Annotated in this window: 21 protein-coding genes and 1 riboswitch; of the genes, 17 read left to right on the top strand and 4 right to left on the bottom strand. The window is 53.0% G+C overall.

The window, feature by feature from the left end; translation table 11 throughout:
* The first annotated feature begins 125 nt into the window (after positions 1-125).
* From BMY11_RS18695 to BMY11_RS18705, 3 genes are all read left to right on the top strand, one after another.
* Positions 126-1142: an iron-hydroxamate ABC transporter substrate-binding protein gene (locus BMY11_RS18695; protein WP_090579481.1), complete on the top strand. Its 1017-nt coding sequence runs from the start codon at positions 126-128 to the stop codon at positions 1140-1142.
* 171 nt (positions 1143-1313) lie between these two features.
* A complete protein-coding gene (locus BMY11_RS18700) occupies positions 1314-2351 on the top strand; it encodes a FecCD family ABC transporter permease (RefSeq protein ID WP_256217640.1) in 1038 nt (345 codons plus the stop codon).
* On the top strand, positions 2348-3364 hold the full coding sequence (locus tag BMY11_RS18705) for a FecCD family ABC transporter permease (protein ID WP_090579484.1): 1017 nt from the start codon (positions 2348-2350) through the stop codon (positions 3362-3364). The genes BMY11_RS18700 and BMY11_RS18705 overlap by 4 nt, the downstream gene beginning before the upstream one ends.
* A gap of 357 nt (positions 3365-3721) precedes the next feature.
* On the opposite strand, the gene BMY11_RS18710 is transcribed toward BMY11_RS18705, so the two are convergent.
* The 3 genes from BMY11_RS18710 to BMY11_RS18720 are packed head-to-tail and all read right to left on the bottom strand — an operon-like array spanning position 3722 to position 7065.
* A complete protein-coding gene (locus BMY11_RS18710; RefSeq protein ID WP_090579487.1) occupies positions 3722-5029 on the bottom strand; it encodes a 6-phospho-beta-glucosidase in 1308 nt (435 codons plus the stop codon).
* A 19-nt stretch (positions 5030-5048) separates the two neighbouring features.
* Positions 5049-6032 carry an N-acetylglucosamine kinase gene (locus BMY11_RS18715; RefSeq protein ID WP_090579490.1) on the bottom strand — a complete coding sequence of 328 codons (984 nt, stop codon included), beginning with the start codon at positions 6030-6032 and terminating at the stop codon, positions 5049-5051.
* A gap of 7 nt (positions 6033-6039) precedes the next feature.
* Positions 6040-7065, bottom strand: a complete 1026-nt coding sequence (locus BMY11_RS18720) for a LacI family DNA-binding transcriptional regulator (protein ID WP_090579493.1) — start codon at positions 7063-7065, stop codon at positions 6040-6042.
* 358 nt (positions 7066-7423) lie between these two features.
* On the opposite strand from BMY11_RS18720, the gene BMY11_RS18725 reads away from it, so the two are divergent.
* From BMY11_RS18725 to BMY11_RS18775, 11 genes are all read left to right on the top strand, one after another.
* Positions 7424-8248, top strand: a complete 825-nt coding sequence (locus tag BMY11_RS18725) for a transporter substrate-binding domain-containing protein (RefSeq protein ID WP_090579496.1) — start codon at positions 7424-7426, stop codon at positions 8246-8248.
* A gap of 21 nt (positions 8249-8269) precedes the next feature.
* A complete protein-coding gene (locus BMY11_RS18730) occupies positions 8270-8992 on the top strand; it encodes an amino acid ABC transporter permease (RefSeq protein WP_090579499.1) in 723 nt (240 codons plus the stop codon).
* Positions 8989-9726, top strand: a complete 738-nt coding sequence (locus tag BMY11_RS18735) for an amino acid ABC transporter ATP-binding protein (RefSeq protein ID WP_090579502.1) — start codon at positions 8989-8991, stop codon at positions 9724-9726. Before BMY11_RS18730 ends, BMY11_RS18735 begins: the two co-directional genes overlap by 4 nt.
* 25 nt (positions 9727-9751) lie before the next feature.
* Entirely contained in the window at positions 9752-10864 is a 1113-nt protein-coding gene (locus tag BMY11_RS18740; RefSeq protein WP_090579505.1) for a Nif3-like dinuclear metal center hexameric protein, read from the top strand.
* Positions 10865-10894: 30 nt separating this feature from the next.
* On the top strand, positions 10895-11833 hold the full coding sequence (gene mmuM, locus BMY11_RS18745; RefSeq protein ID WP_090579508.1) for a homocysteine S-methyltransferase: 939 nt from the start codon (positions 10895-10897) through the stop codon (positions 11831-11833).
* 875 nt (positions 11834-12708) lie between these two features.
* Positions 12709-12972, top strand: coding sequence for a zinc ribbon domain-containing protein (locus tag BMY11_RS18750; protein WP_256217641.1), 264 nt, complete (start codon positions 12709-12711; stop codon positions 12970-12972).
* A 134-nt stretch (positions 12973-13106) separates the two neighbouring features.
* Positions 13107-14366 carry a DUF445 domain-containing protein gene (locus BMY11_RS18755; protein ID WP_090579512.1) on the top strand — a complete coding sequence of 420 codons (1260 nt, stop codon included), beginning with the start codon at positions 13107-13109 and terminating at the stop codon, positions 14364-14366.
* Between the two features lie 190 nt (positions 14367-14556).
* Positions 14557-14763, top strand: a riboswitch (cyclic di-AMP (ydaO/yuaA leader).
* A gap of 282 nt (positions 14764-15045) precedes the next feature.
* On the top strand, positions 15046-17385 hold the full coding sequence (locus BMY11_RS18760; protein ID WP_090579515.1) for a histidine kinase: 2340 nt from the start codon (positions 15046-15048) through the stop codon (positions 17383-17385).
* A 166-nt stretch (positions 17386-17551) separates the two neighbouring features.
* A complete protein-coding gene (locus BMY11_RS18765) occupies positions 17552-18391 on the top strand; it encodes a basic amino acid ABC transporter substrate-binding protein (protein ID WP_090579518.1) in 840 nt (279 codons plus the stop codon).
* A gap of 77 nt (positions 18392-18468) precedes the next feature.
* Entirely contained in the window at positions 18469-19125 is a 657-nt protein-coding gene (locus BMY11_RS18770; RefSeq protein ID WP_090579962.1) for an amino acid ABC transporter permease, read from the top strand.
* On the top strand, positions 19122-19853 hold the full coding sequence (locus BMY11_RS18775; RefSeq protein ID WP_371262878.1) for an amino acid ABC transporter ATP-binding protein: 732 nt from the start codon (positions 19122-19124) through the stop codon (positions 19851-19853). The genes BMY11_RS18770 and BMY11_RS18775 overlap by 4 nt, the downstream gene beginning before the upstream one ends.
* Before the next feature lie 252 nt (positions 19854-20105).
* Here the strand turns inward: BMY11_RS18775 and BMY11_RS18780 are convergent, their stop codons facing one another.
* Positions 20106-21338 (bottom strand): aminopeptidase, encoded by a 1233-nt coding sequence (locus tag BMY11_RS18780; protein ID WP_090579521.1) that lies wholly within the window; start codon positions 21336-21338, stop codon positions 20106-20108.
* Between the two features lie 123 nt (positions 21339-21461).
* Between BMY11_RS18780 and BMY11_RS18785 the strand changes: the two genes are divergently transcribed.
* From BMY11_RS18785 to BMY11_RS18795, 3 genes are read left to right on the top strand one after another with little or no spacing between them, the layout of a single operon-like run.
* Positions 21462-21776 (top strand): MGMT family protein, encoded by a 315-nt coding sequence (locus BMY11_RS18785; protein WP_305728896.1) that lies wholly within the window; start codon positions 21462-21464, stop codon positions 21774-21776.
* A gap of 41 nt (positions 21777-21817) precedes the next feature.
* Positions 21818-22732, top strand: a complete 915-nt coding sequence (locus BMY11_RS18790; protein WP_090579527.1) for a DMT family transporter — start codon at positions 21818-21820, stop codon at positions 22730-22732.
* A gap of 51 nt (positions 22733-22783) precedes the next feature.
* A complete protein-coding gene (locus tag BMY11_RS18795) occupies positions 22784-24529 on the top strand; it encodes an ABC transporter ATP-binding protein (RefSeq protein ID WP_371262879.1) in 1746 nt (581 codons plus the stop codon).
* The last annotated feature ends 53 nt before the right edge of the window (positions 24530-24582 follow it).

Genomic DNA, 24582 nt, shown 5'->3' on the forward strand with positions numbered 1-24582 from the left:
TAACTGAGATTCATTCTCACAAAGTTGTTGACAAAGGTTGCATCGCGGGTTAAAGTTTGAAATGTCCTGATACTGATAATCATTATCAATAATAACATCATACAACGAAAGTGAGAGATTTAGAAATGAACAAATTGTTAATTCCGATCGTTATCCTGTTTGTCCTGGCGCTTAGCGCTTGTGGCAGCAACGGTGATAAGAATAATGCGAGCAATGCGAATACGAATGCAGCGGCGAATACGACTGCGAATGCTAGTGGCAATGAGAAGGCGAATAATTCAGCGAATACAACGAATGATGCTGTAGCAGCCAATACGCCAGCGGAATCCGGTACGATTACTTATCAATCCGAAGCAGGTCCGGTGGAAGTGCCTGCGAACCCGCAGCGCGTTGTTGTACTGGCAGGTTATGCCGGTGATTTGATCCAGCTTGGAGTACCGATTGTTGGTGTAGACTCTTGGTCGAAGGCGAACCCGAACTTCCAAGATAAACTGAAGGATGCGGCGGAAATTTCGGATGAAAGCGTGGAGAAGATCCTTGAGCTGAAGCCGGATCTGATTATCGGTATGGACAGCGTGAAGAACCTCGACAAGCTGAAGCAGATCGCTCCGACCGTTGTGTACACGTACAACAAAGTCGACTATCTTACGCAGCACCTTGAGATCGGCAAGCTGGTGAACAAGGAGAAGGAAGCGCAGGCGTGGATTGACGATTTCAAAGCGCGTGCTACCAAAGCGGGCGAAGAGATTAAAGCGAAGATTGGCTCAGATACGACGGTTTCCGTTATCGAATCATACGAGAAGCAGCTGTATGTTTATGGCGATGCATGGGGCCGCGGAACAGAAATTATATACCAAGCGATGGGACTCACGATGCCGAAGAAGGTTAAAGAGATGACGTCCAAGGAGGGCTACTACGCACTGTCCACGGAAGTGCTGCCTGACTTTATGGGTGACTATGTCATATTCAGCAAAGACTCCAATGCGGATAACTCGTTCCAGCAGACCGATACGTACAAGAACACAACTGCAGCGAAGAACAATCATGTTATTGAGGTAGATTCCAAGGGCTTCTACTTCAACGATGCATTTACGCTGGACTACCAACTCGATATTCTGACTAAAGGCTTGCTAGGTCAATAATAGGAGGGAAGAGGAATTCTCTTTCGAGAGTAATTCCTCATCCTCGAAAGATAAGGATTATAGGTTTTCTGCTTATAAATGGGCTTATATTTCTCCGGATTGAAACGGCTGTCGCCGTTAAAAGACGGCGACAGCCGTTTTACCTTGTTTGAAAAGGAATGTGTGAGACTAATGATGAATGTGGATGTGGGTGTGGATGCGGAAATCAAACGTCCAGGTCTGGCGAATACAACCGCTAAGCTAATTCTTGGCGTTGCCGCGCTAGTCGTCATGTTTGCAGCGGCCATGCTGTTCGGCGCTGCGGATACAACGCTGCGCGATTTGTGGCATGTGTTCTTCTCGCAGGAGCAGGGCGATACGGTTACGATGCTGCGCGAAATCCGATTGCCGCGCGAGGTGGCGGGCATTCTCGTTGGCTCGGCGCTTGCTGTATCAGGCACGCTGATGCAGGGGCTGACCCGCAATCCGCTAGCCGATCCCGGCTTGCTCGGATTAACGGCTGGCGCGAACTGCGCGCTTGCGCTAACGATTACGATGCTGCCGGGAACGGGGTATTTTGGCATCATGGTGGCTTGCTTCATCGGTGCGGCGGCAGGGACGGTTATCGTGCTAGGGATTGGTGCAGTTAAGAAGGGCGGCCTGTCTCCACTTCGGCTCGTGCTCGCAGGCTCGGCGATTTCGGCTTTTCTGTATGCGGTGTCGGACGGCGCGGGGCTGATTTTCAAAGTATCCAAAGATGTTACGATGTGGACTGCTGGGGGATTAATTGGGACGACATGGGGGCAGGTACAAGCGATCTCGCCTTTCATTATTGTCGGTATTGTAATCGCGGTGCTGCTGTCGAGAAAAGTGACGATCTTAAGTTTGAATGAAGAGGTTGCGGTCGGACTGGGACTTCGAACGGTGTATGTAAAGCTTGTTTTGTACACGGTTATTACATTGCTAGCAGGCGCGGCGGTTGCTCTCGTCGGGAATATGGCGTTCATCGGGCTGATGATTCCGCATATCGTACGCGCGATGTTCGGTATCGACTATCGCACGGTTATTCCGATGTCCGCAATCTGGGGCGCGGTGTTTATGCTGCTGGCGGATACGCTGGCACGTACGATGAATGCGCCGTATGAGACGCCGGTGGTGGCGATTATTGCGACGATTGGCTTGCCATTCTTCCTGTTCATCGTACGTAAAGGAGTGAAGCTCACATCATGATGTCTGGTTCGATCTCGATTCTTGCTCGCAAACAGCGCGTGGTTGTGACGGCATTGCTGCTGTTCATTCTACTCACGATTGTAATCAGCTTAGGGCTAGGTGCCTCTTCGCTGTCGTATAACCGGCTGCTCCCGACGTTGTTTGGGAATGGCGATTTCAAAGAAGAATTTGTGCTGTACTCGCTGCGGTTGCCGCGTATTCTGGTAACGCTGCTCTCCGGCATGGCACTTACGTTGTCCGGTGCTGTTCTGCAAGGAATTACGCGCAATGATTTGGCCGATCCTGGTGTCGTAGGCATCAATTCAGGCGCGGGCTTTGCTATTTCGGTGTTCTTCTTATACGTGCCGATTGATACGGGAGCGTTCGCATATATGCTGCCTTTGGTTGGCTTTGCTGGAGCGTTCCTGACAGCGGGCGTCATCTATCTGTTCTCGTACAGCCGGCGGGAAGGGCTGCATCCGGTCAAGCTGGTGCTCGTCGGCGTTGGCTTCTCGCTGGCGCTATCCGGCGCGATGGTTGTTATCATCTCGTCGGCTGACCGGATGAAGGTGGACTTCATTGCGAAGTGGCTTGCGGGCAATATTTGGGGCACCGACTGGCCATTCTTCTGGGCACTGCTTCCGTGGCTCGCGGTGCTGATCCCTTACGCGATGTACAAGGCGAGCGCCATGAATTTGCTGGCGCTGAACGAATCCTCTGCGATTGGCTCGGGGCTCGCGGTCAATCGGGAGCGAATCGTGCTCTTGCTTGTAGCCGTCGCTCTCGCTGCAGCGGCCGTCTCGGTGACAGGCGGCATCGCCTTCGTCGGCCTGATGGCGCCGCATATCGCGAGGGCGCTCGTGGGCACGCGGCACCAGATGTTTGTGCCGGTGTCCATCCTGATGGGCGGCTGGCTCCTGCTGCTCGCCGACACGATCGGCCGCAACATCGCTGATCCTTCCGGCATCCCCGCCGGGATCATGATCGCGTTCATTGGCGGGCCTTATTTCTTGTATTTGCTGCTTCGGAAGTGAGATGCGAGGCAGGGGGCATGCCAAATAGCCTGCCCATCAAGCAAATAGGGTGCCGAGAGATCAAATACGTTCTCTCAGCAGGAGAAATGATGCAAAATAAAGCCGAGAGATCATATTTGATCTCTCGGCTTTATTTTGGTAGTACTGACAGCGCTGAGAGCAGGACTATCCGACTCTCGCGATCAAAAATCAGGGCGACGCAGCCCTTCCTTAACCAACACAGTTACTCAACAACGCCCGAGCACCACGCTAGCAGATGGAACAGCCTGTCAACGTCGCACCCACAACAGAGCCAACGCACTTAACTAATTTCACGTTAGCCCATGTCCCCCACGGGCAGCAACATTTCTAACTAACTTATACCACCGGGAAGAACTGCGGCAAGTAGTCGCGGTTTGCCTCGAGCATCTCATCAAGCAGCTTGATGGCGGTGTCGACGTTCGGTACTAATGGGTGGTGGACCATCGCTTGCAGTGCAACGCCGCGATCGCCGGTGACGGCAGCTTCGATTGTCAGCTGCTCATATGTCTTCACCGCGTGAATGAGCCCTTTCACATGCGGAGGTACGTTCGTAAGAGGCAGCGGCAATGGGCCGGTTTTCGTGACGACGCAATTCACTTCGATGGATGCGTCCTTCGGCAGGAAGTCGAGCATGCCGTTATTAGCGACATTAAGCGTCTGAATGTCGTTCGTGCCGTTGTGCAGCGAGCGCATCAGGTTCACCGCAGCCTCTGAGTAGAACGCGCCGCCGCGCTGCTCGAGCTGCTTCGGTTTCTCGCTCAGCTCAGGGTCGCGGTACAGCTGGAACAGCTCGTCTTCGACGCGTTTCACGACCGCCGCACGGTTGCCGTCACGTGCGAAGGATGCCTGCTGCTCTGCCAGCATTTCGTCCGTCATATAGAAATATTTCAAATAATACGAAGGCAGCCCGCCAAGCGAGAGAAGGAAGTTCGGGTCCCAGCCTTGCTGTGGTACGTTCTTTCCGCTGAAGCCTTCCGTATTGCCGAGCAGCTCCGGCAGCTTCGACACTCCATCAACATCGACTCGCGTCACCCAGTGTAAATGGTTGAGTCCAACGAACTCGGTATAAATCTTCTCTGGAGCCACGTTATACGTAGACGTCAGCCATTTCCGAAGTCCAATCGGTGAATTGCACAGTCCTACGCTGCGCACGTTCGAGTGCTTATGAATCGCTTCTGTCACAATGCCCGCCGGATTCGTGAAGTTCAGCAGCCACGCATTCGGAGCCAGTTCCTCAATATCACGGCAAATGTTGAGCAGCACTGGAATCGTCCGCAGCGCCTTCATCATGCCGCCAGGACCAGTCGTCTCCTGTCCGATGACGCCGTATTTCAGCGGTATCGACTCATCCCGACCGCGTGCTTCCAGCATGCCGACACGCATCTGCGTGCTCACGAAATCGGCACCGCGAATCGCCAAGCGGCGGTCCGTCGTCAGATGTACCTCTATCGGAAGCCCAGAACGCTCGACCATTCTTCGCGCCAGATTACCGACAATCTCCAGCTTATGAAGTCCTGCATCAATGTCCACAAGCCACAGCTCGCGAACGGGCAATTCATGATGATACTGAATAAAACCTTCCACCAGCTCCGGCGTGTACGAGGAGCCTCCACCAATTACGACCATTTTCAATCCGTCTGCCACAAACACTCACATCCCTTTCTTACACCGTTATATGATCAAAATCCCCTAAAGCCCGCATACGCACATACACGTCCTCGGTAATCGTCACTCCGTCCTCTTCCATCGCTGCCCATACGGCTCCGAAGACCGGATCCACTGTCAGTGTTACGATGCGAGCGCTCGGCGCAACCTCATGGACAACCTGCTTCAGTGCACCGCGAATCCAACCGCCGCGGTCACCGCGTGTTACAAGGCTGCCAGTTAATACGACGTCGAACTCGTCGCCGCCCATCCCAAGCCGCCGTGCAACAGCGGCTGCGGATTTCCCAAGCTCCTCACCTTGGCGCTGCAAAATCGCAATCGCAACTGCATCGCCTGCCGCCGCCGCTTCGAACAGCAGCTTCGCCACATCTACAGGTACGTTCTTATCGTGATCGAGATAATCATTGTACATGTTCTCCACGCTTGAATAATCGAGACTAGCCAGCAGTAGCTCCGTCAGCAGCGTCGGCTGCTCACGCTCGTCCCAGGCGCGGATGACCGAGCGGAACACTTCCACATTCAAAGCGCCGCCTCCGCCAAAATCGCCATACATATAGCTGAAGCCGCCGACCTGCAGCTGCTCGCCAGCCTTGTTCCGGCCGGCACAGTTCGTGCCTGTGCCGCATATAACCGAGATGCCGTAAGCGCGATCCGTTCCGGCGCGCAGGCCAATGATCGTATCGCACGCGATCGAGAAGCGCGGGAATCCGAGCGCGCTCACAATCGGGCGCAGAATGCGGAAGTCCGTCTCGCGGTCAGCGCCAGCAAGGCCGAAGTAAGCATGCGCCACATCCGCACGCTGTATGCCCGCTTGCTGCAGTGCAGCAGCAGCTGCTTCCTCCAAGTGACGTGCCGCCTGGCCAGCATCAATCTGATGATTGCCGTTGCCGCTGGCTCCTTTGCCGAGCACATAGCCGTGCTCGTCCGTAACTAGCGCATGCGTCTTGCTGCCGCCGGCGTCAATGCCAACATAGTAAGCCATCGTAAGCTCACTCCTTTTCTTTATGCTCTAGCAGCGCAGCTGCAATAGTTTTTGTAGATTGCCTTACTATGAGTTCAGGTTCGATTCGGACACTGGAAGCGCGTTCCATTGCACCGTCAATTCGCTTGAGCAGCATATCAGCAGCTGCAACAGCGATAAGATCGGCAGGCTGGCGTACCGTCGTCAGAAACGGACGCAGCCGTGAAGCGATAACCTGGTCGTCGTAGCCAACAACCGCCACTTCATCCGGCACGCGAATGCCCGCCTCAAGAAAAGCATTGGTCACGCCGACGGCAATCGTATCGTCCCCAGCAAACACGGCGTCAGGCAGATGCTTCGTTTCAATCCAGCGCCGGGCAGTCTGATAGCCGAACTCCGTCTCGTAATCGCCGCTAGCGATCTCGAACGGCGCAAGCCCGGCTTCATCTAGCGCTTGCAGGAAGCCGCTGCGTCGTTCCTTCGTGCTGCGGAACAGCTCGCTTCCGCTCAGGTGGGCAATCGAACGTGCGCCGAGCTGCGCAAGCAACTGGCCAGCGATATATCCGCCCTTAACATTGTCGATCGTCACGGAGTAAGTGTCATTCTCCGCATTCTGGTTATCAATAAGCACATACGGAATGTTGCGCCGCTTGAGCTCGACGATATAACGGTCTTCCTCCACAGGAGAGAGCAGTATGAGTCCGTCGACGCGGTCCTCCTGAATGAGATAATGGCTTTCATCCTCCGCGAGCCGTCCTTTCGTGACCGCGACAGCAAGGAAATAACCATGCTGGGCAAGGATTTCATTCAACTCGCTAACGATCGCATCAAAGAACGAGTCCTGCAGCGTCGTCATCACGAGGCCGATAATGCCGGTTTTGCCGCGGGCGAGGCTACGTGCAGCCGCGCTTGGATGGTAATCAAGCTCCTTCATCGCATGAAGCACCCGCTGCCGGTTCTTCTCGCGTACCGATCCTGAACCGTTCAAGACACGGGATACGGTAACGACGGAGAGACCGGATCTTTTAGCGACATCAAATATGCTAACTTTCATATCCAATCATGCTCCTATGCCATTAATTAAAGTGGCTAAACGTTAGCTCTATAAACAGTCGATCAATTCATCTCATAAACCTTTCATTCCAAAAGTTAAAGCGCTTTAACTTTTGTGTATCTAACAACTATTGTAGATGACCGATGCCAATTCCGCAATCGCTTTCTTTCCCTGATCTTTAACTTATACTACTGTGGAAAGTCACTCATATGTGGAAAAGTCGTCATATTTTGTCGAAAAATTGCTATCATCGCATAAATTAATCTTGTAAAATATGAGAGATTGACTATAATAGTTATAAATCCGACTAAAACGATTGGATTTTAGTCAAGAACTAGGAATATGGGGGAGATAGAATATGAGAACAACGAAAACAGTAGCGGGATTTGGCATTACTTTAACACTGATGGCAGGCATTTTTAGCGGTTGCGGATCGAGTGACAACAGCAATTCCGGCGGTTCTTCCGATGACAAAACATTGATCGTCGGTACGCAGAACGACTATCCGCCATTCGCATATGTAGACGACAAGAACGTCCTGACAGGCTATGACGTGGAAGTGATCAAGGAAATCGACAAGCGCCTCGACGGCTACAAATTCGATTTCTCGCCTACGACTTGGGACAGTATCTTCTTATCGCTTGAATCGAACAAAATCCAGCTTATTGCGGATGAAGTAGCGAAGAGCGAGGAGCGCGAGGCGAAGTATCTGTTCTCGGACACGTCGTATTTTGCAGCGCAGACCGTTATTATCGTAAAGAAGGGTAGAACGGATATCCAATCACTGAAGGACCTTGAGGGCAAGAATGTCGGTGCGGTTGCAGGCGATTCCTACACGGTGCTGCTTGAGGATTACAACAAGAAGAACGGCGACAAGATTAAACTCAAATATAGCGAGAGCACAAGCCCAGCTGATATTTTGCAGGATGTGCAGACAGGCCGCCTCGACGCTTATGTGAACGATCCGGTTATGACAGGCGCCATTATTAAGAAGCAAAGCTTCGATCTCGATATCGTAGGCGAGCCGATCACATCCGACAACATCGGCATCGTGTTCGCGAAGGACAAGCAAGGCGAAGAGCTTAAGGCGAAGATTGATCCGATTCTGAAAGCGATGAAGGAAGACGGTACGCTTGCGAAGCTGTCGAAGCAGTGGACTGAAGGCGAGTACATCCCTGAATAAAAGCGAAGAAGGTAACGTACGATGGAAAAGCTCCTTGATATCGACTATTTGATCAAATCATTCCCGCATATTCTCAAATATTTGCCGGTCACCATCTGGATCTCCATTGCATCCATGGTACTCGGCGTTACGATCGGACTCGCGACTGCGCTGATCCGGCTTTATAAGGTGCCCGTTCTCGGGCCCCTTTCTGCGTTATATGTCTCTTTTGTGCGGGGCACGCCGCTGCTCGTTCAGATTTATCTCGTATTCTATGGCATTCCGAAGTTTATCTACTACTTCCAAACAGAGCATGGCTGGCTGACAGGGCTGGACGTCAACTACGTCTCGCCAGAGTTCTATGCGCTGCTGTCGTTCTCGCTCAATCTAGGCGCGTACTTGTCTGAAACGATTCGCTCGGCGATTGAATCCGTCGATCGCGGGCAGTTTGAAGCGGCTGATGCGATTGGTCTTACGCGTGCGCAGACGATGCTGAAGATTATTTTGCCGCAGGCGCTCACGGTAGCCTTGCCGAATCTCGGGAATACGTTCATTAGCACAGTGAAGGATACCTCGCTCGTCTTCGTCATCGGTGTCATCGATATTATGGGTGAAGCGAAGATCATCGGTGCGCGCGGGCTCGCTTACTTCGAGGTGTTCATCGCGGTATCACTCATCTATTGGCCGGTATGCATCATCATTGAACGCGTTCTCGCCATTGTTGAGAAACGTATCCGTAAATACGAAAGAAGTGCGATCTCATGATTCAGCTGCAGCAAATTCATAAATATTACGGCTCTCAGCATGTGCTGAAGGGCATCGATCTTACGGTCGGCAAAGGCGAGGTTGTCGCGATTCTCGGGCCAAGCGGCTCCGGCAAATCAACACTGCTGCGCAGCATCAACTTTCTGGAGCGCGCCACAAGCGGCACCATTACGATTAACGGTCTCACTGTGGACGCCGCATCCGCTAGCAAAACGGATGTTTTGGCGCTTCGCTTGTCTACAGGAATGGTGTTTCAGCAGTACCATCTGTTCAAGAACCTCAAGGTGCTGCAAAATGTGATGCTCGGCTTAACTAACGTCAAGAAGCTATCGCCTGCGAAGGCGAAGGAGCTCAGTAGTGCGCTGCTCGAGAAGGTTGGGCTGAAGGATCGGATGAATCACTACCCATCGCAGCTATCGGGGGGCCAGCAGCAGCGCGTCGGCATTGCGCGGGCACTGGCACTGAATCCGGAAGTGCTGCTGTTCGACGAGCCAACATCTTCGCTTGACCCTGAGCTTGTCGACGAAGTGCTATCGGTTATCAAGCAAGTCGCAAGCGAAGGGAACACGATGATCGTCGTGACGCATGAGCTTGGTTTTGCCCGTGAGGTTGCAGACCGTATTGTGTTCATGGAGGATGGCGTTATCGTTGAAGAAGGAACTGCCGAGCAGATGTTCTCGAATCCAGTGAAAGAGCGGACGCGACAGTTTCTTGGCAAAGCGCTAAGAGTGTAACGGCGTGCAGAGAGGAGCTAGAGTTATGAGCTATGCAACAGGACTAACCGTGATTGAGCGGTTCGAGCAGCTTGCTCCGAAACATATCGCAATGCCGAATGATCGTATCGGGCTTCAACTGGGCTCTTTGAAGAAAGACATTCGTAAGGTAGTAGTCGCGCTGGATGTGACGGAGGAGGTGGCAGATGAAGCGATTCGCGTGGGAGCTGATCTCATCATCGCCCATCATGCCATTATTTATCGGCCGCTCGAGCATTTGCAGACTGACAGCCCTGCAGGGCAGCTGTATGCGAAGCTTATTAAGCATGACATCGCGGTCTATATCGCACATACGAATTTGGATGCAGCCGAAGGCGGCGTGAATGATCTTTTGGCGGAGGCGCTGGGATTGAGCGAGTTGGGTCTGCTTACGGTCGTACATACGGAGAAGCTGAAAAAGCTTGCGGTCTTCGTGCCCCAGACGCATCATCAGCAGGTGCTGGAAGCGATGTTTGCAGCAGGCGTCGGTCGAATTGGCGATTACAGCAACTGTTCGTTCAACCTGTCGGGAGAAGCAACGTTCATGCCGTCGGACAGCGCGCAGCCGTTCATCGGTGAGGCAGGCGTGCTGGAGCGAGTGGCGGAAGTTCGGATTGAGTCGGTTGTGCCCGAAAGTCTTGTGCAGCAAGCGATTCAGGCTGTCATAAAGGCGCATCCTTATGAAGAGGTCGCCTACGACATCTACCCGATTGAGCATGAGGCAAAAAGATATGGTATCGGTCGCGTCGGCGTGCTGCCTTCGGAGATGCAGCTTGGCGAGTTGGCGGAGCATGTGAAAAGTGCTTTTGGACTGGATGCGGTGCGCGTTGTCGGCGACTTAGGTGTGACGGTCCGCAAGGCGGCGCTGCTTGGCGGATCGGGCGGTAAGTTTATTAGCGATGCGATAAGGGCTGGAGCCGATGTGCTGATTACCGGCGATATTGACTACCATACCGCACAGGATGCGAAAGCGGCAGGCTTTGCGCTCATTGATGCGGGTCATTATATCGAGCAAATCATGAAGCAGGGCGTGGCGGCTTATTTGATCGGGGCACTTACGGGAACGGCGACAGAAGTCGTAGTTTCTGAGGCATCGACAGATCCATTCCGCTCAGTGTAAAGCGTTAGAAGAAGGGAGATATCTGGGCAGATGAATCCGATTGAAGCGATATTACAGCAGTACCAGGTGCTCATCCTTGACGGCGCGATGGCGACCGAGCTGGAAAGCCACGGGTGCGACTTGAATGACAGCCTCTGGTCGGCGAAGGTGCTGATGGACAATCCGCAGTTGATTGGCCAGGTGCATCGCGATTATTTTGCCGCTGGGGCGGATGTTGCGATAACGGCAAGCTACCAGGCAACCGTGGAGGGCTTTCGCAGCCGCGGGTTGAGTCAGGTAGAAGCGGACGCGCTCATTCGGCGCTCCGTGAGAGTGGCGGTCGAGGCAAGGGACGCTTTCTGGTCCAAGCCGGCGAATCGCGAGGGGCGGCCGAAGCCGCTTGTCGCCGCTTCGGTAGGGCCGTATGGAGCGTTCCTTGCAGACGGCTCGGAGTATCGGGGCGACTATCAGCTGACGGAAGCAGAGCTAATGGACTTTCATCGGGAGCGGATGCGCACGTTAATTGAAGCGGGAGCGGAGCTGCTCGCTTGCGAGACGATTCCGTGCCTGCTGGAAGCGCAGGCCATCGTGAAGCTTCTCGAGACGGAGTTTCCCGGCGTGTACGCATGGATCAGCTTCAGCGCGAAGGATGGGCTGCATATCAGCAGCGGCGAGACGATTGCCGCATGCGCGCGGTGGCTCGATGCGCATGAGCAGGTCGCCGCGATCGGCGTCAACTGCACGCCGCCGCAGCATATCCGCTCGCTCGTTAGCGAGCTCGGCAAGCATACGGCGAAGCCGGTGCTGGTCTACCCGAATTCGGGCGAAAGCTATGATCCGTCCGATAAGACTTGGCATGCCAGCGGCACGATTGAGAGCTACGGCTGCAGCGCCAAGGGTTGGCATGAAGCAGGCGCCCGCTTGATCGGCGGCTGCTGCCGGACGACACCGGCGGACATCCAGGCGATTGCCGCTTGGGCACGTGCGTAATGGAGCAGGCTGAGGCCGTTCTGTAAGTCACATCTGGTGACTTGCAGAACGGTTTTTTGTTGTTCATGTCGTGTGGGGGGAGCGCTCTCGGGAAGCAGTGGCGCCGGGAATCAGCGGCTCGAAGAGGTGAGAGAACACATAGAGTGTGTCGATTCAATCGGCGACTCTCATTACGCTCTCTCAGCTCCGCCAAGTTGCCGATTTCGGTTGTTTCCTTATCTGAGAGTGCTGAATCTGTACTCTCAGAGCTTCAATCGGCCGATTATTGTGCTGAGAGTACGTATTAAGCTCTCTCAGCTCCGCCAAGTTGCCGATTTCGGCTGTTTCCTTATCTGAGAGTGCTGAATCTGCACTCTCAGAGCTTTAATCGGCCGATTTTCGCGCTGATAGCTCGTATATTGATCTATCAGCGGCATGAAACGGCGAGGCGGCGCGCGAGGTTGCTGCCTAGTGATTCGACACTCTCCATACGTTCACTCTGCGCGAAAAAGCGCTGAAACAGTCGCCGAGAGCAAGTATAGGTTCTCTCGCGAAGCAGAGGCGCTGGCAGTGTAATGAAGGGAAAAGCCGCTCTCGGGAGGCGGGTGAAGTGTAATCGCGTGATGAGAGAGGAAATATCCTCTCTCAGAGTGCGAAAGCGGTCGTGTAGGCCGTATTCGTGTATTGAGCCGGAAAAGCGGTAATCGCGTGATGAGAGAGGGGATATCCTCTCTCTCTCAGTGTGCGAAAGCGGTCCTTCATCTGCTGTGAGCATATATAGGTTCTCTCAAGCAGCGAAGCGCCGGTTACCAGCGGCTCGAGGAGCGCCCATGTACATGCTCCGCATTATTGCATATAATTAACCCATCATTATCCAGAAGGAGCGTGCGTGAGCAGTGAGCGTAAGCTACAAGAACTGCCAGAGCTGCGGCATGCCGATCGCGAAGGGCGATAAGAACGGGACAGAAGCAAGCGGTGCGAAGAGCCTCAAGTATTGCATCCATTGCTACGTGGACGGCCGGTTCACGATGCCTGACATGACGGCAGCGCAAATGCAGGAATTCGTTAAAGGGAAGATGGTCAGTATGGGCTTTCCGAAGTTTCTGACAGGCTTCTTCACCCGCGGAATTCCGAAGCTGGAGCGTTGGAAGAGCAATTGATGCAATCGGCGGCAAAAGGAAGGGACAGGCTCGCACGGCCTGTCTCTCTTTTCGCTTGAATAGCTGTTATTTTGAACTGATTCACATGTAGTGGTATGGTGTAAGTAGCATTCATAGAAGGAGCCTTAACGATTATGGCCAACGAATCGAGAAAAAATAAACAACTTGCGAATATATCGCTCGGCATCATGGCGGCTGGCTTCGCTGCGACGATTCCGTTCAAGGACGGCGCGCTCGGGCTGCTTCATGTCGGCTTCGAAGCGGGCGTCATCGGCGGTTTAGCGGACTGGTTCGCCGTAACGGCGCTGTTCCGCCATCCGCTCGGCATTCCAATCCCGCACACGGCGCTGCTGCCGCGCAACCGGAAGAAGATGTCGGATGGCATCGTCCGCGTCCTGGAAGATCGGCTGCTCGCCAAAGAGAGCATGATCGAGAAGCTGAACCAGCTCGATCTCGCCGAGCAGCTGCTCCCGCCGCTGCGCCATGCGCTGCAATCGGCGGTGTACAGCGAGCGGCTGCCGCAGCTGCTCGAGAGCGCGCTGTGCAGCATCCCGGCAGACAAGGTCGTGCCGCTGCTCTCGGGCGAGATCCGCGCCGCTGCTGCGCGCATCGACCTTGAAGCGCTGCTGCGCGGCTTCCTGCACCGTGCCGTCGAGAACGGCACCGACGAGCGGCTGCTCGATCTGCTGCTCGAACGCGCCGAAGAGTGGGCCGGCACGGAGGGCATGCGCCGCGAGCTGGGCAATTCCGCGATGCAGCTGGTGAAAGGGCTGAATCTCGGCGGCCTCATGCAGTTTGCCGTCAACGCCTTTATCGGCTACCTAGATGAAGACCGGCTCGGCACGATGCTGCAGTCGTTCATCCTGAATAAGATTAACGAGCTGAAGGTGCCGGATACGCAGCGTCGTGCCACAATTATGCAGCATCTGCACAGCGGCCTCGAGATGATTATCACTCGCTTGTCCGAGACTGGTCAGCTGGATCAGCTGCGCGATGAGCTGTTGAATGCTTTTGACTTGGAAGGCGAACTGGCGCGTCTGTTCGAAACGCTTCGTGAGAAAGGCATTGCGTTCGTGCACGATGATTCGTTCGCAGAACGCGTATGGCCGCTGCTCTCGCAGCTGGCGGACCGTTTCGAAGCGAACCGCGAGCTTGTGGCAGATGCCGAGAACTGGTTAAAAGGCCAGATCGTGCAGCTTATTGAACGCAACCACACGAGGATCGGGTCTTTCGTGCAAGAGAATCTCGACCGCCTCGACAACGACCAGCTTGTTGAATTAATTGAAGATAAAGTCGGCCAGGATTTGCAATGGATTCGTGTCAATGGCGCGGTTTGCGGTTTCCTGATCGGCCTTGTGCTGAAGTCGATTGAGCTGATAGTCGGCGCATATTGACCTAACATGCTCTGGACCTCTGTCAAATGCCAGCTATTTGCGAGAAACCGCGATATAGTGAGGTAGGCAGAGGATACTGGAGCAGTTCTTTGTTGTAAGCGTTATATCCACCTAACTTGGCAGGAAACGAGAGTGCACCCTCTGCGGCATTCCTTTACAAAGAGAGGTTGGGAGCGTAACATGAAGCAAGCTAAATGAAACGCTGAATTTCTTTAATTAAGAAATCGGGGGAACCACTAGTAATGGCAAGCGCACGGTGAAGCATTTTTCGCCAGTTGCAGCCATTGGGGTGAATCTTGAAGGAAGCCCGGCCGCTTCGGCCTTGCAGCTCTTCAGGTAGGGCGACTCTCACGCCCGAATCCGGCAGCTAACCTCGTAAGCGTAACCGAGAGGCGACGAATTATCGTGCATATAGACACTTTTTATAATAAATTTGTGCCTAGAAGCCGCGAGAGGCGTTCCTCTTCTTTAAGAGGCAGTCCCCCCCGTACAGGCTTCTTTTTTGTGCGCATTATAGAATTTATTAGTTCCACTTGTACAAATTTCGATAATGTTCCCGTGAAACGTAAGCTTTTGCCGTAAGGACGGCGACAGCCGTTTACATTTGGTTCAAGGCAATAGTTTTACAAAGTTTGGGAAAGTTTAGTTTATAGGTGTAGGAAGGAAGGCGAAGTTTGTTATGGCTGGTTACCGCCGTAAAACCCCTGAGGAATTGCTATTATCCATCTCCAAAATCCATCGCGGACGTCTGAAAGTGTACATTGGTGCTGTTAGCGGTTCTGGCAAAACCTATCACATGCTGCGCGAGGGCCAATCGCTGAAGCAGCAGGGGATTGAGGTTGCCGTCTGTGCGGTGTCGACGATGCGCCGCCCGGAAACGGTAGAGCAGCTCGCAGATTTGGAACGGATTCCAAGCATTCACTGGTATAAAGGCGAAGAAGAGAAGAAGGATCTTAATCTTGATGCGATACTGGAACGTAATCCGGAGGTGCTGCTTGTTGACGGGCTGGCGCATAAGAATCGTCCGGATGCTAAGTTCCCGACTCGTCTTGAGGATATTACTTTTCTGCTCAGCCATGGCATCAGCATCATAACGACTGTCAATGTGTACGAACTGGACGGCGTCACGGAGCTTGCTCAGAAGCTGACCGGCATTGAGGCGGAATGTACCGTCACGGCCGATGCGCTTGAGCTTGCGGACGAAGTGCGGCTCATTGACGTTTCGCCGGAGACCATATTAAATCGGCTGAATGAGGGGCGTCTATGTAATATTAAAGACCCAGGTCTGCTGAAACGCGGCAATCTCGGCAAGCTAAGAGAGCTGTCTCTGCGGCTGATGGCGGAAGGGGTCAACGAATCGCTGGAGAAGTATCGCGAGGAGCAGGGCTTCATCGGCCCATCCGGCGCGGCAGAGCGGATTCTTGTCGCCGCGCAGTATCACTGGAACGGCTCGATTTATATCCGCCGTGGCCAGCAAATTGCGAAGCGGCTTGGCGGTGACTTGCAGGTCGTCGTCTTCACCGATTCGAGCCAAGAGCCTACGAAGGAACGTGAAGCGTTCAAGCGCTCTATTTTGAAGCTGACAGAGAAATTGGATGCGGGCTTCCGCGAAATATCGGTCGGCAATCGCAGGCAAGTTCCGCCTGCGCTCATTAAATATGCGATGCTCATCAACGCGACGCGCATCGTTATGGGGCATTCGAAGCAGACGAGATCGCAGGAGTTCTGGCAAGGCTCGATTGCAGGCTCCGTACTGAAGCAGGTGCGCAACATTGACCTGTTCTTTATGGCGGACCGCGCTGAGCACGAAGGCGAGCGCGTATTACCGGCGAAGCGCTCGGTGTCGAAGCAGGCTTCGCATTCGGAGCCTTACCGCAGACTTAGCGCGCAAGAGGTCGAGAAGAAGATCGAGCGCATTCGCCGCGGTACGTTCAAGGTATACATCGGCGCAGCGCCTGGCGCGGGCAAGTCCTATATGATGCTGCGCGAAGGCAATGATCTGTTGCGCAAAGATATCGACGTTGTCATTGGCCTCATGGAGGCGCATGACCGCGCAGAGACGCTGCAGCAAGCAGGCAAGCTGGAGATCCTGCCGCGCAAAGTGATTGATGCGGAGAAGGGCATTACGGAGATGGATGTCGACGCCATTATTGCGCGCAATCCGGAAGTTGTGCTGATCGACGAGCTGCCGCATACGAATGCGCCCGGCAGCCACAATGCGAAGCGTTATGAAGATGTGCAGCAAATTCTCGAAGCGGGCATTTCCGTTATCGCAACGTTTAATGTGCAGCATCTCGAAAGCTTGAAGGATGCCGTAGAGCAAATTACCGGAACGAGGATCGCGGAGACGGTACCGGACAGCATCCTGCGGCTTGCCGATGAGGTCGAGCTAATCGACGTCACGCCGATTACGCTGCAGCAGAGAATGCGGGATGGCCTTATTTATAAGAAAGATGACGTGGAGCAGGCGATGACTGGTTTGTTCAAGACAGGCAATCTAATCGCATTGCGTGAGCTTGCATTGCGAGAACTTGCCGATGACGTAGATGAGCGGCTGGAATCGTGGGAACGCGGCGGCTCGATGCGCGGACCTTGGCGTCGCCAAGAATCGATCTTTATTGCGGTGACTGTAGGTGAAACAGCAGAACGGCTGATCCGCCGCGGCTTCCGGATAGCGCATCGCCTGAAAGCAGCATGGCATGTCCACTACGTGCAGACGAGCGGCGAGCGAGGTCCTGCAGTTGATAAGCGGATCGAGGCGCTGCAGGAGCTGACAGCAAGACTCGGCGGTACGTTCGAGGTTGAGCAAGCGGCTTCCAAGAACGCCGTACCTAATGCGCTGCTGGCAAAAGCGAATGGACTGAAGAGCACCCAGATCGTTCTTGGCCAGTCGCGAAGAAGCATTTGGAGCAAGCTTTCGAACCGCCCTGTTGTGGAAACGGTGCTGCGTGAAGGGCGTCATATGGATGTCCTCGTCGTGGCGGACTTTAATCCGAATATCGCGCTTGGTGAGGAATAGAAACATCGTGAAATGGTAATCATTTCACCAAGCGCGTTTCATGATATTGGCATGCGCGATGGCAGAATGTGAGAATACTTCACTTGTTTAAAAAATTAAATTGAAACAGTGTGTATTTCTTGATAAAATCTTCATTAGTTAGCAAACAGCATAGGGGGACATCTATATGAAGAAGTGGTTAGCGTCAGCAATTATCACATTAATGGCTGTAGTAATCGTAACAGGCTGCGGTGCAAAGAATAATGAAAACACAGGCAGTGAAGCAAGCGGCAATAACGCAAGCAACGCAGGGGATACAAAAACATACAAGTTTGCAACTGATGCAAGCTATGCACCGATGGAGTTTATGGACAAAGACGAGTTGAAAGGCTTCGACATCGAGTTCCTGGATGCCGTTATGAAACAAGCTGGTCTAAAGTACGAAGTTGCAAACACAGGCTGGGATGCAATGCTTGAGAGCGTTAAGCAAGGTACAGAGTACCAAGGCGGCGTTTCCAGCGTATCCATTACAGACGACCGCAAACAAACATACGACTATTCCATGCCGTATTTTGAGTCGCGCAACGTAATCATGGTTAAAGAAGGCAGCGAAATCAAGAGTGCAACGGACTTGAAGGACAAGAAGGTTGCCGTTCAAACGGGTACGACAGCTGATATTCTCATGACGAAGATTATGGGTAACGGCAACACGGATTTGAAGAAGTTCGATAGCAACGCTGTAGCGCTGATGGAGCTTGATCAAGGCGGCGCGGACGCTGTTGTTGCGGATATCGCAATTGTAAATTACTATATTCAGACTAACCCGAAGAAAAAGTATATCAGCATTGAAGACAACACGAACTTCTCTCCTGAGTACTATGGTCTTCTGTTCCCGAAAGGCAGCGATTTAGCGGCAAAGGTGGACCCTGCAATTAAAGCCATCATTGATAATGGCACATATACAGAACTTTATAAGAAATGGTTCGGTGAAGAGCCGAATACAGCTAACTTGTTAAACGCGAAGTAATGGATTTGCTGAAGGCATGCGTTCTGACGCATGCCTTTTTGGTTGACCATTCGATATGGATTGAAAGGATGGGCAGGATGGATTTTAAGTTTGATATTATTTGGGATTATGCTCCTCTTTTCTGGAAAGGGACGCTGTACACGATCCTCATTTCCATTTCAGGCGTCGTGCTAGGCTCGATATTGGGTCTGTTCGTCGGCTTTGGCAAAATGTCGCGCCGCTGGTATCTACGCTGGCCGATGCAGTCGTATATTAATTTCTTCCGCGGAACGCCGCTGCTTGTGCAAATCTACATTGTGCACTTCGGACTGATGCCGCTCCTTATCGGGAAGACGAATTCGATCGCTGCGGCGATTACCGCGCTGACCTTGAATGCGGCGGCTTACACGGCAGAGATCTATCGCGCCGGTATTCAGTCGATTGACAAGGGTCAGACTGAAGCTGCTCACTCGCTTGGGATGACGCACTTCCAAACGATGCGTTTTATCATCCTGCCGCAAGCCATTAGACGGATGATTCCGGCATTCGGCAACGAATTTATTGTGCTCGTGAAGGACTCGTCCTTGACCGCGCTTATTACAGCACCTGAAATTATGTACTGGGCCGGCGTTATGAAAGGCCAGTATATTCGGATTTGGGAGCCGTACTTGACGGCTGCGTTCATCTATTTCATCCTTACTTATTCCTTGAGCAAGCTGCTTAATTGGATAGAAAGGAAGGCGCAACCCCTATGAGTTCGATTATTGAAATTAAAGACTTGTCGAAAGCGTATGGCAGTAATGTCGTATTGAAAAATATCGACGTGACTGTTAACAGCCAAGAGGTTGTCGTCGTCATCGGTCCGTCCGGATCGGGTAAATCGACGTTCTTGCGCTGCATTAACCTGCTCGAAACGCCAACTGGCGGTGAGATTATTATTGAAGGCCAGTCGCTGATGGATAAGAAAACGAGCATTACGAGCGTCCGCGCCGACGTCGGCATGGTGTTCCAACAGTTCAATCTGTTCCCTCACCTGACGGTGCTCGACAACATTACGCTTGCGCCGATTCAAATCCGCAAATTGCCGGTAGCGAAGGCACGCGAGAAAGCTACGGAGCTGCTGAAGAAAGTCGGCCTGTCCGAAAAGGCAAGCATGTATCCGCCGTCGCTCTCCGGCGGCCAGCAGCAGCGTGTCGCGATTGCCAGGGCGCTTGCAATGGAGCCGAAGATTATGCTGTTTGACGAACCGACATCGGCGCTTGACCCGGAGATGGTCGGCGAGGTGCTTGCCGTTATGAAGCAGCTGGCGAAGGAAGGCATGACGATGGTTGTCGTCACGCACGAAATGGGCTTTGCCCGCGAGGTTGGCGACCGTGTGATCTTCATGGAGCAGGGCAACATCGTGGAGCAAGGGCCGCCGGAGCAAATCTTCGAGCGTCCACAGCAGGAGCGCACGAAGTCGTTCTTGTCGAAGGTGTTGTAAGAGTTAAATAGCGTGTAACAAAGCCCCAATCCGTGAGTGGATTGGGGCTTTGTTTTGTCCTCTGCTTTAACGAACTCCACATTCGCTATTATGGGCGAAATGGCAGTCTCTGTGCTGTGCTAGAATCCGTTACAGGTTCGAAGGAGCTAATATCGCGTCAATTTTCGATCCGTTAGCATCCGCGGCAGCAAGTCATGCAAATAAATAAAAGGGACATGCGAGCAATCTAAGTTGCCCGATGTCCCTCGTTTATTAGAACGCCCAGTTGCCGTCACGGAAGACTGGTTCGTATGTACCGTCTTCACGCTCGCCGTCGATGTTCAGCTCAGCGGAGCCGATCATGAAGTCAACGTGAACGAGGCTGTTGTTCAGACCATTCGCCATTTGCTCTTCTTCGTTCATCGCTTTGCCGCCTTCGATGCAGAACGCGTACGCTTTGCCGATTGCAAGGTGACACGAAGCGTTTTCGTCGAACAGCGTGTTGTAGAAGATGAGGTTCGTATCCGAGATCGGGGAACGGTGCGGCACGAGCGCAACCTCGCCCAAGTATGCTGCGCCTTCGTCCGTATCGACGAGGTTCTTCAACACTTCAAGCCCTTCTTCCGCTTGAACGTCGATGACTTTGCCGTCTTTGAACGTGAGGGAGAAGTCCTTGATCAGATTGCCGCCGTAGCTGAGCGGCTTGGTGCTAGCAACTGTACCGTTCACGCCGCCTTTAAGCGGAGCGGTGAACACTTCTTCAGTCGGCATATTCGCCACGAAGATGTCGCCTTTCGCGTTCTCACTGCCTGCGCTGATCCAGATATGGCCTGGTGCGAGCTCAATCGTAAGATCAGTGCCCGGACCTGTGTAGCGCAGCTTGCGGAATTTCTTCTCGTTCAGATGAGAAGCTTTCGTATCCAACACCTCGATATGCTGCTTCCATGCTGCAACCGGGTCCTCTTCGTTCATGCGCGTAGCTGCGAAGATGGCATCCCATAGCGCGTCTTCACGCTTCTCAGGCGCAACATCGGGGAATACTTTCACGCCCCAATCCGGCGAAGGAACAGCAACGATCGACCAGCTTACTTTGTCGGACATCGTGTAGCTTCTCCATGTTTTCAGCGCGATGCCAGCTGCCTTGTTCGCATTCGCAATACGCCCTGGCTTAATGCCTTTGAGCAGATCTGGGTTAGGTGCAATGATGCTGAGGAATGCCGCATTATCAGCAGCCATGTCTTCCCAGCCCTTAGCACGCCACAGCGGATATTCTGTAAAAGCTTCATCAGGTGCAAGCTCGTATTTCGTGCGAGTAACGGTATCGTCGTTCCACTCCACATGGACGTTCTTCGCTCCAGCTTCATAAGCTTTCTTCACGACAAGACGCACGAACGGCGCGCTCGTAAGCGAAGTGGAGATAACAAGCGTTTGACCAGGCTGTACGTTAACGCCAACCTGTACGGCGAGAGCGGCATAGCGCTCGAGTTTTTCTTCAAAAGTTGCCAAATTGTTTCACTCCTATAGGGCAGAATAGATTTATTTTAACATACAATCGGTGCAATTCCCTAAAGGGGGAATTAAGGTGTATAATTGATGCTCAGCGAAAAATGATGAAGAGGTGACACAATTTTGACAGCGCTTCAACCGTTTACCGAGCGAGTCATTGCTGTCATCCGAAGCATCCCAGCTGGCAGTGTTATGACGTATGGCCAAATTGCCGAACAAGCAGGCAGTCCAAGAGCCGCAAGGCAGGTCGTTCGCATTCTGCATTCGCTCAGTGAGAAGCATAATCTACCCTGGCACCGAGTTATTAACGCCAAAGGCGAGATCGCAATCGGGAGTGACGAAGGCCGGTTCATGCAGCGTTATTTGCTCGAAGAGGAGGGCGTGTACGTCAACCCTGCAGGCTTCATTGATTTGGGGCAATTCCGGCATGGGCCATAGGAATGTCCAAATGATTAAGGATTCAAGAAAGAAGGATTAGCTTGCCTAGACTCATCTATGCCGCGCTTCTGGGACTCAGTCTCATTTGGGGCGGTTCGTTTTATTTTATCAAAATGCTGCTGCATGACTTCGGTCCGTGGTCTATCGCATTCCTGCGTTCGGGCTTCGGTCTTCTCGTTGTCGTGGTCATCATGACTGTGTTCAAGAAGCCTTTCGGATTTCGCACGATCCCGTGGATAGCGATGTTCATCATGGCGCTTATTAATACCGCTGTGCCGTGGACGTTAATTGGCTTCAGTGAGCAGCGGCTGACGAGCAGCCTAGCTTCCATCCTGAATGCAACGACGCCGGTATGGACAATTGTGGTCGGCATTGCGTTCTTCGGCAACAAGTCGAATCGCATGCAGTGGATCGGCCTTGCGATAGCTACAATTGGCGTGATCATCCTGCTCGGCATTCGCCCAGGTACGCTCCTCTCATTCGATGGAATGGGTCTGATTGGTATGCTCAGTGCGACTCTCGCCTACGCGGTTGGCTCGCAGCTGTCCAAACGATTGTCGCTCCGCGGACTGACCATGTACCAAATTACATACGGCACGCTGCTGAGCAGTACAGCGGTAAGCGGGATTTTTGCATTTTCTACCGAATCTATAACATGGGTGCATCTGACTTCGGCGGATAATGTCCCAATGATCCTTAGCCTAGGTATGCTCGGCTCGGGCTTCGCTTATATCCTTTTCTACTATATGGTGGAGAAAGGAAGCGCCGAGTTTGCTTCGATGGTAACTTACTTGGTGCCATGTACCGCATTAATCTGGGGCTCTACGCTGCTTGGTGAGCCGATCAAATGGAATATGCTCATTGGGCTCGTCATCATACTAGGAGGCGTCTTTATCGCAAGTCGCAAACCGAGAGCAGGCGATGTGTTTAAGCCAGGGGAAGCACGGTCAAGCTAAATAAGATTGTCGTCAAGATTTGAAAGCAAGACACAAGATCGAGGAGGGAATGTGTTGTCTTTCGTATCACGGCTTAAATGGTTTTTTAAAGAGAGATGGCTGTACTATACGGTGGCGATAAGTCTAATGACAATCGTGAGCCTGCTGCAGACCGTCCCGCCTAAAATGATCGGGAACACCATTGACCGCATCCGGAGCGGGAATCTGACGGCATCGCAATTAAGCAGCACAGTGCTGCTGTTGCTAGGCTTATCCTTGTTATTATATGTACTCGTCTATATCTGGATAACCACGCTGTACGGTAATTCCGTGCTCATCGAGAAGCTGCTTCGGGGGAGATTTCTGGCGCATCTCACACGGATGACGCCCTCGTTCTTCCAGCGCAACAATACCGGACAGCTGATGGCGCTTGCGACCAATGATATTCTCGCGATCGGCAACACCGCCGGTTACGGGGTCATGACACTTGTGAACACACTTGTCGGCGCTTCTGTCGTTATCATTACGATGGTTTCCTTGATTGATTATAAGCTGATGCTTGCTGCACTCATTCCGCTGCCGCTCCTCGCCATTGTGATCAGCAAGCTTGGCAAGCGTGTTCGGACGCGCTTTCTTGCAGCGCAGGATGCGTTCGGTACGATGAACAATCACGCGCTGGAGTCCATCTCCGGCATTCGCGTCATTCGCTCCTATGTGCAGGAGAGTCATGACTTATCCGCGTTCGATAGCGTGACGACCGATGTACTGGAGAGGAACAGGGAAGTGTCGAGTCTGAATGCTTTGTTCCAGCCGCTCATCTCTATTATTGTCGGCGTCAGTTATACGATCGGTATTGGTTACGGCTCATACCTGGTGTTCCATGGAGAGATAACGCTCGGACAGTTAATCTCCTTTAATATTTATTTAGGGATGTTAATATGGCCGATGATATCCTTCGGTGAGTTCATTAACGTGCTTCAGCGTGGTAGCGCTTCCGCCGATCGTCTGCAAGTCGCGTTCGATGAGAAACCGGATCTTGCGGATTCAGCGAGGCCTGTTGCCGTGGCGCGGCCTGAACGGATTGAGATGAAAGAGCTGACGTTCACCTATCCGGCGGCTAACCAGCCGAGCCTCAGGGATGTTTCGTTCCAGCTCGAACGCGGGCAGACGCTTGGCATTGTTGGCCGTACGGGAAGCGGGAAGAGCACGCTGCTGAAGCAGCTGCTCAGGCAGTATCAGCTAGAGCCGAATCGGCTGTATATTTCGGGCGTACCTATTGAACAGATCGCGATTGATCTTGTGAAAAGCTGGATCGGTTACGTGCCGCAGGAGCATCTCCTGCTGTCGAAGTCGATCAGCGATAACATCGCGCTTGGCAAGCCGGATGCCTCGGACGAAGAGATCCGGAAGGCGGTTGAGATGGCCTCGTTCACCTCGGACATCGCGGGAATGCCGGAGGGACTCGAAACGGTTGTCGGCGAGAATGGCGTGATGTTATCCGGCGGTCAGAAGCAGAGGCTTGCGATTGCGCGGGCGCTATTGATCGACTCGGAGATATTGATGCTGGATGATTCGTTGTCAGCGGTGGATGCGCGGACGGAGAGTGCGATATTGCATCATATCAGGCAGAATCGAGCGGGCAAAACGACGTTAATCTCGACGCACCGACTGTCTGCGGTCAGCCATGCGGATTGGATTCTTGTGCTCGATGAAGGGCGGATTATTGAAGAAGGTACTCACGAAGAGCTGATGTTCTTCGGCGGTTGGTATAAGCAGCAGTGGGATCGGCAGCAGATGGAAGCAAGCTTGGAAGAGTAATGCAGGCGTGCAGGAATGCGTGAGTGGCAAGAGTGCAGGAAAAATGAAAATCC

Source organism: Paenibacillus sp. OV219 (genome assembly GCF_900110075.1).
Taxonomy (GTDB): Bacteria; Bacillota; Bacilli; order Paenibacillales; family Paenibacillaceae; genus Paenibacillus_Z.

What these genes read in the sequence shown, in the direction of transcription:
- BMY11_RS18765 (WP_090579518.1), top strand. Translation starts at nt 17,552, where the DNA reads ATGAAGAAGTGGTTAGCGTCAGCAATTATCACATTAATGGCTGTAGTA.
- BMY11_RS18705 (WP_090579484.1), top strand. Translation starts at nt 2,348, where the DNA reads ATGATGTCTGGTTCGATCTCGATTCTTGCTCGCAAACAGCGCGTGGTT.
- BMY11_RS18755 (WP_090579512.1), top strand. Translation starts at nt 13,107, where the DNA reads ATGGCCAACGAATCGAGAAAAAATAAACAACTTGCGAATATATCGCTC.
- BMY11_RS18735 (WP_090579502.1), top strand. Translation starts at nt 8,989, where the DNA reads ATGATTCAGCTGCAGCAAATTCATAAATATTACGGCTCTCAGCATGTG.
- BMY11_RS18760 (WP_090579515.1), top strand. Translation starts at nt 15,046, where the DNA reads ATGGCTGGTTACCGCCGTAAAACCCCTGAGGAATTGCTATTATCCATC.
- BMY11_RS18725 (WP_090579496.1), top strand. Translation starts at nt 7,424, where the DNA reads ATGAGAACAACGAAAACAGTAGCGGGATTTGGCATTACTTTAACACTG.
- BMY11_RS18775 (WP_371262878.1), top strand. Translation starts at nt 19,122, where the DNA reads ATGAGTTCGATTATTGAAATTAAAGACTTGTCGAAAGCGTATGGCAGT.
- mmuM (WP_090579508.1), top strand. Translation starts at nt 10,895, where the DNA reads ATGAATCCGATTGAAGCGATATTACAGCAGTACCAGGTGCTCATCCTT.
- BMY11_RS18770 (WP_090579962.1), top strand. Translation starts at nt 18,469, where the DNA reads ATGGATTTTAAGTTTGATATTATTTGGGATTATGCTCCTCTTTTCTGG.
- BMY11_RS18700 (WP_256217640.1), top strand. Translation starts at nt 1,314, where the DNA reads ATGATGAATGTGGATGTGGGTGTGGATGCGGAAATCAAACGTCCAGGT.
- BMY11_RS18740 (WP_090579505.1), top strand. Translation starts at nt 9,752, where the DNA reads ATGAGCTATGCAACAGGACTAACCGTGATTGAGCGGTTCGAGCAGCTT.
- BMY11_RS18715 (WP_090579490.1), bottom strand. Translation starts at nt 6,032, where the DNA reads ATGGCTTACTATGTTGGCATTGACGCCGGCGGCAGCAAGACGCATGCG.
- BMY11_RS18720 (WP_090579493.1), bottom strand. Translation starts at nt 7,065, where the DNA reads ATGAAAGTTAGCATATTTGATGTCGCTAAAAGATCCGGTCTCTCCGTC.
- BMY11_RS18730 (WP_090579499.1), top strand. Translation starts at nt 8,270, where the DNA reads ATGGAAAAGCTCCTTGATATCGACTATTTGATCAAATCATTCCCGCAT.
- BMY11_RS18695 (WP_090579481.1), top strand. Translation starts at nt 126, where the DNA reads ATGAACAAATTGTTAATTCCGATCGTTATCCTGTTTGTCCTGGCGCTT.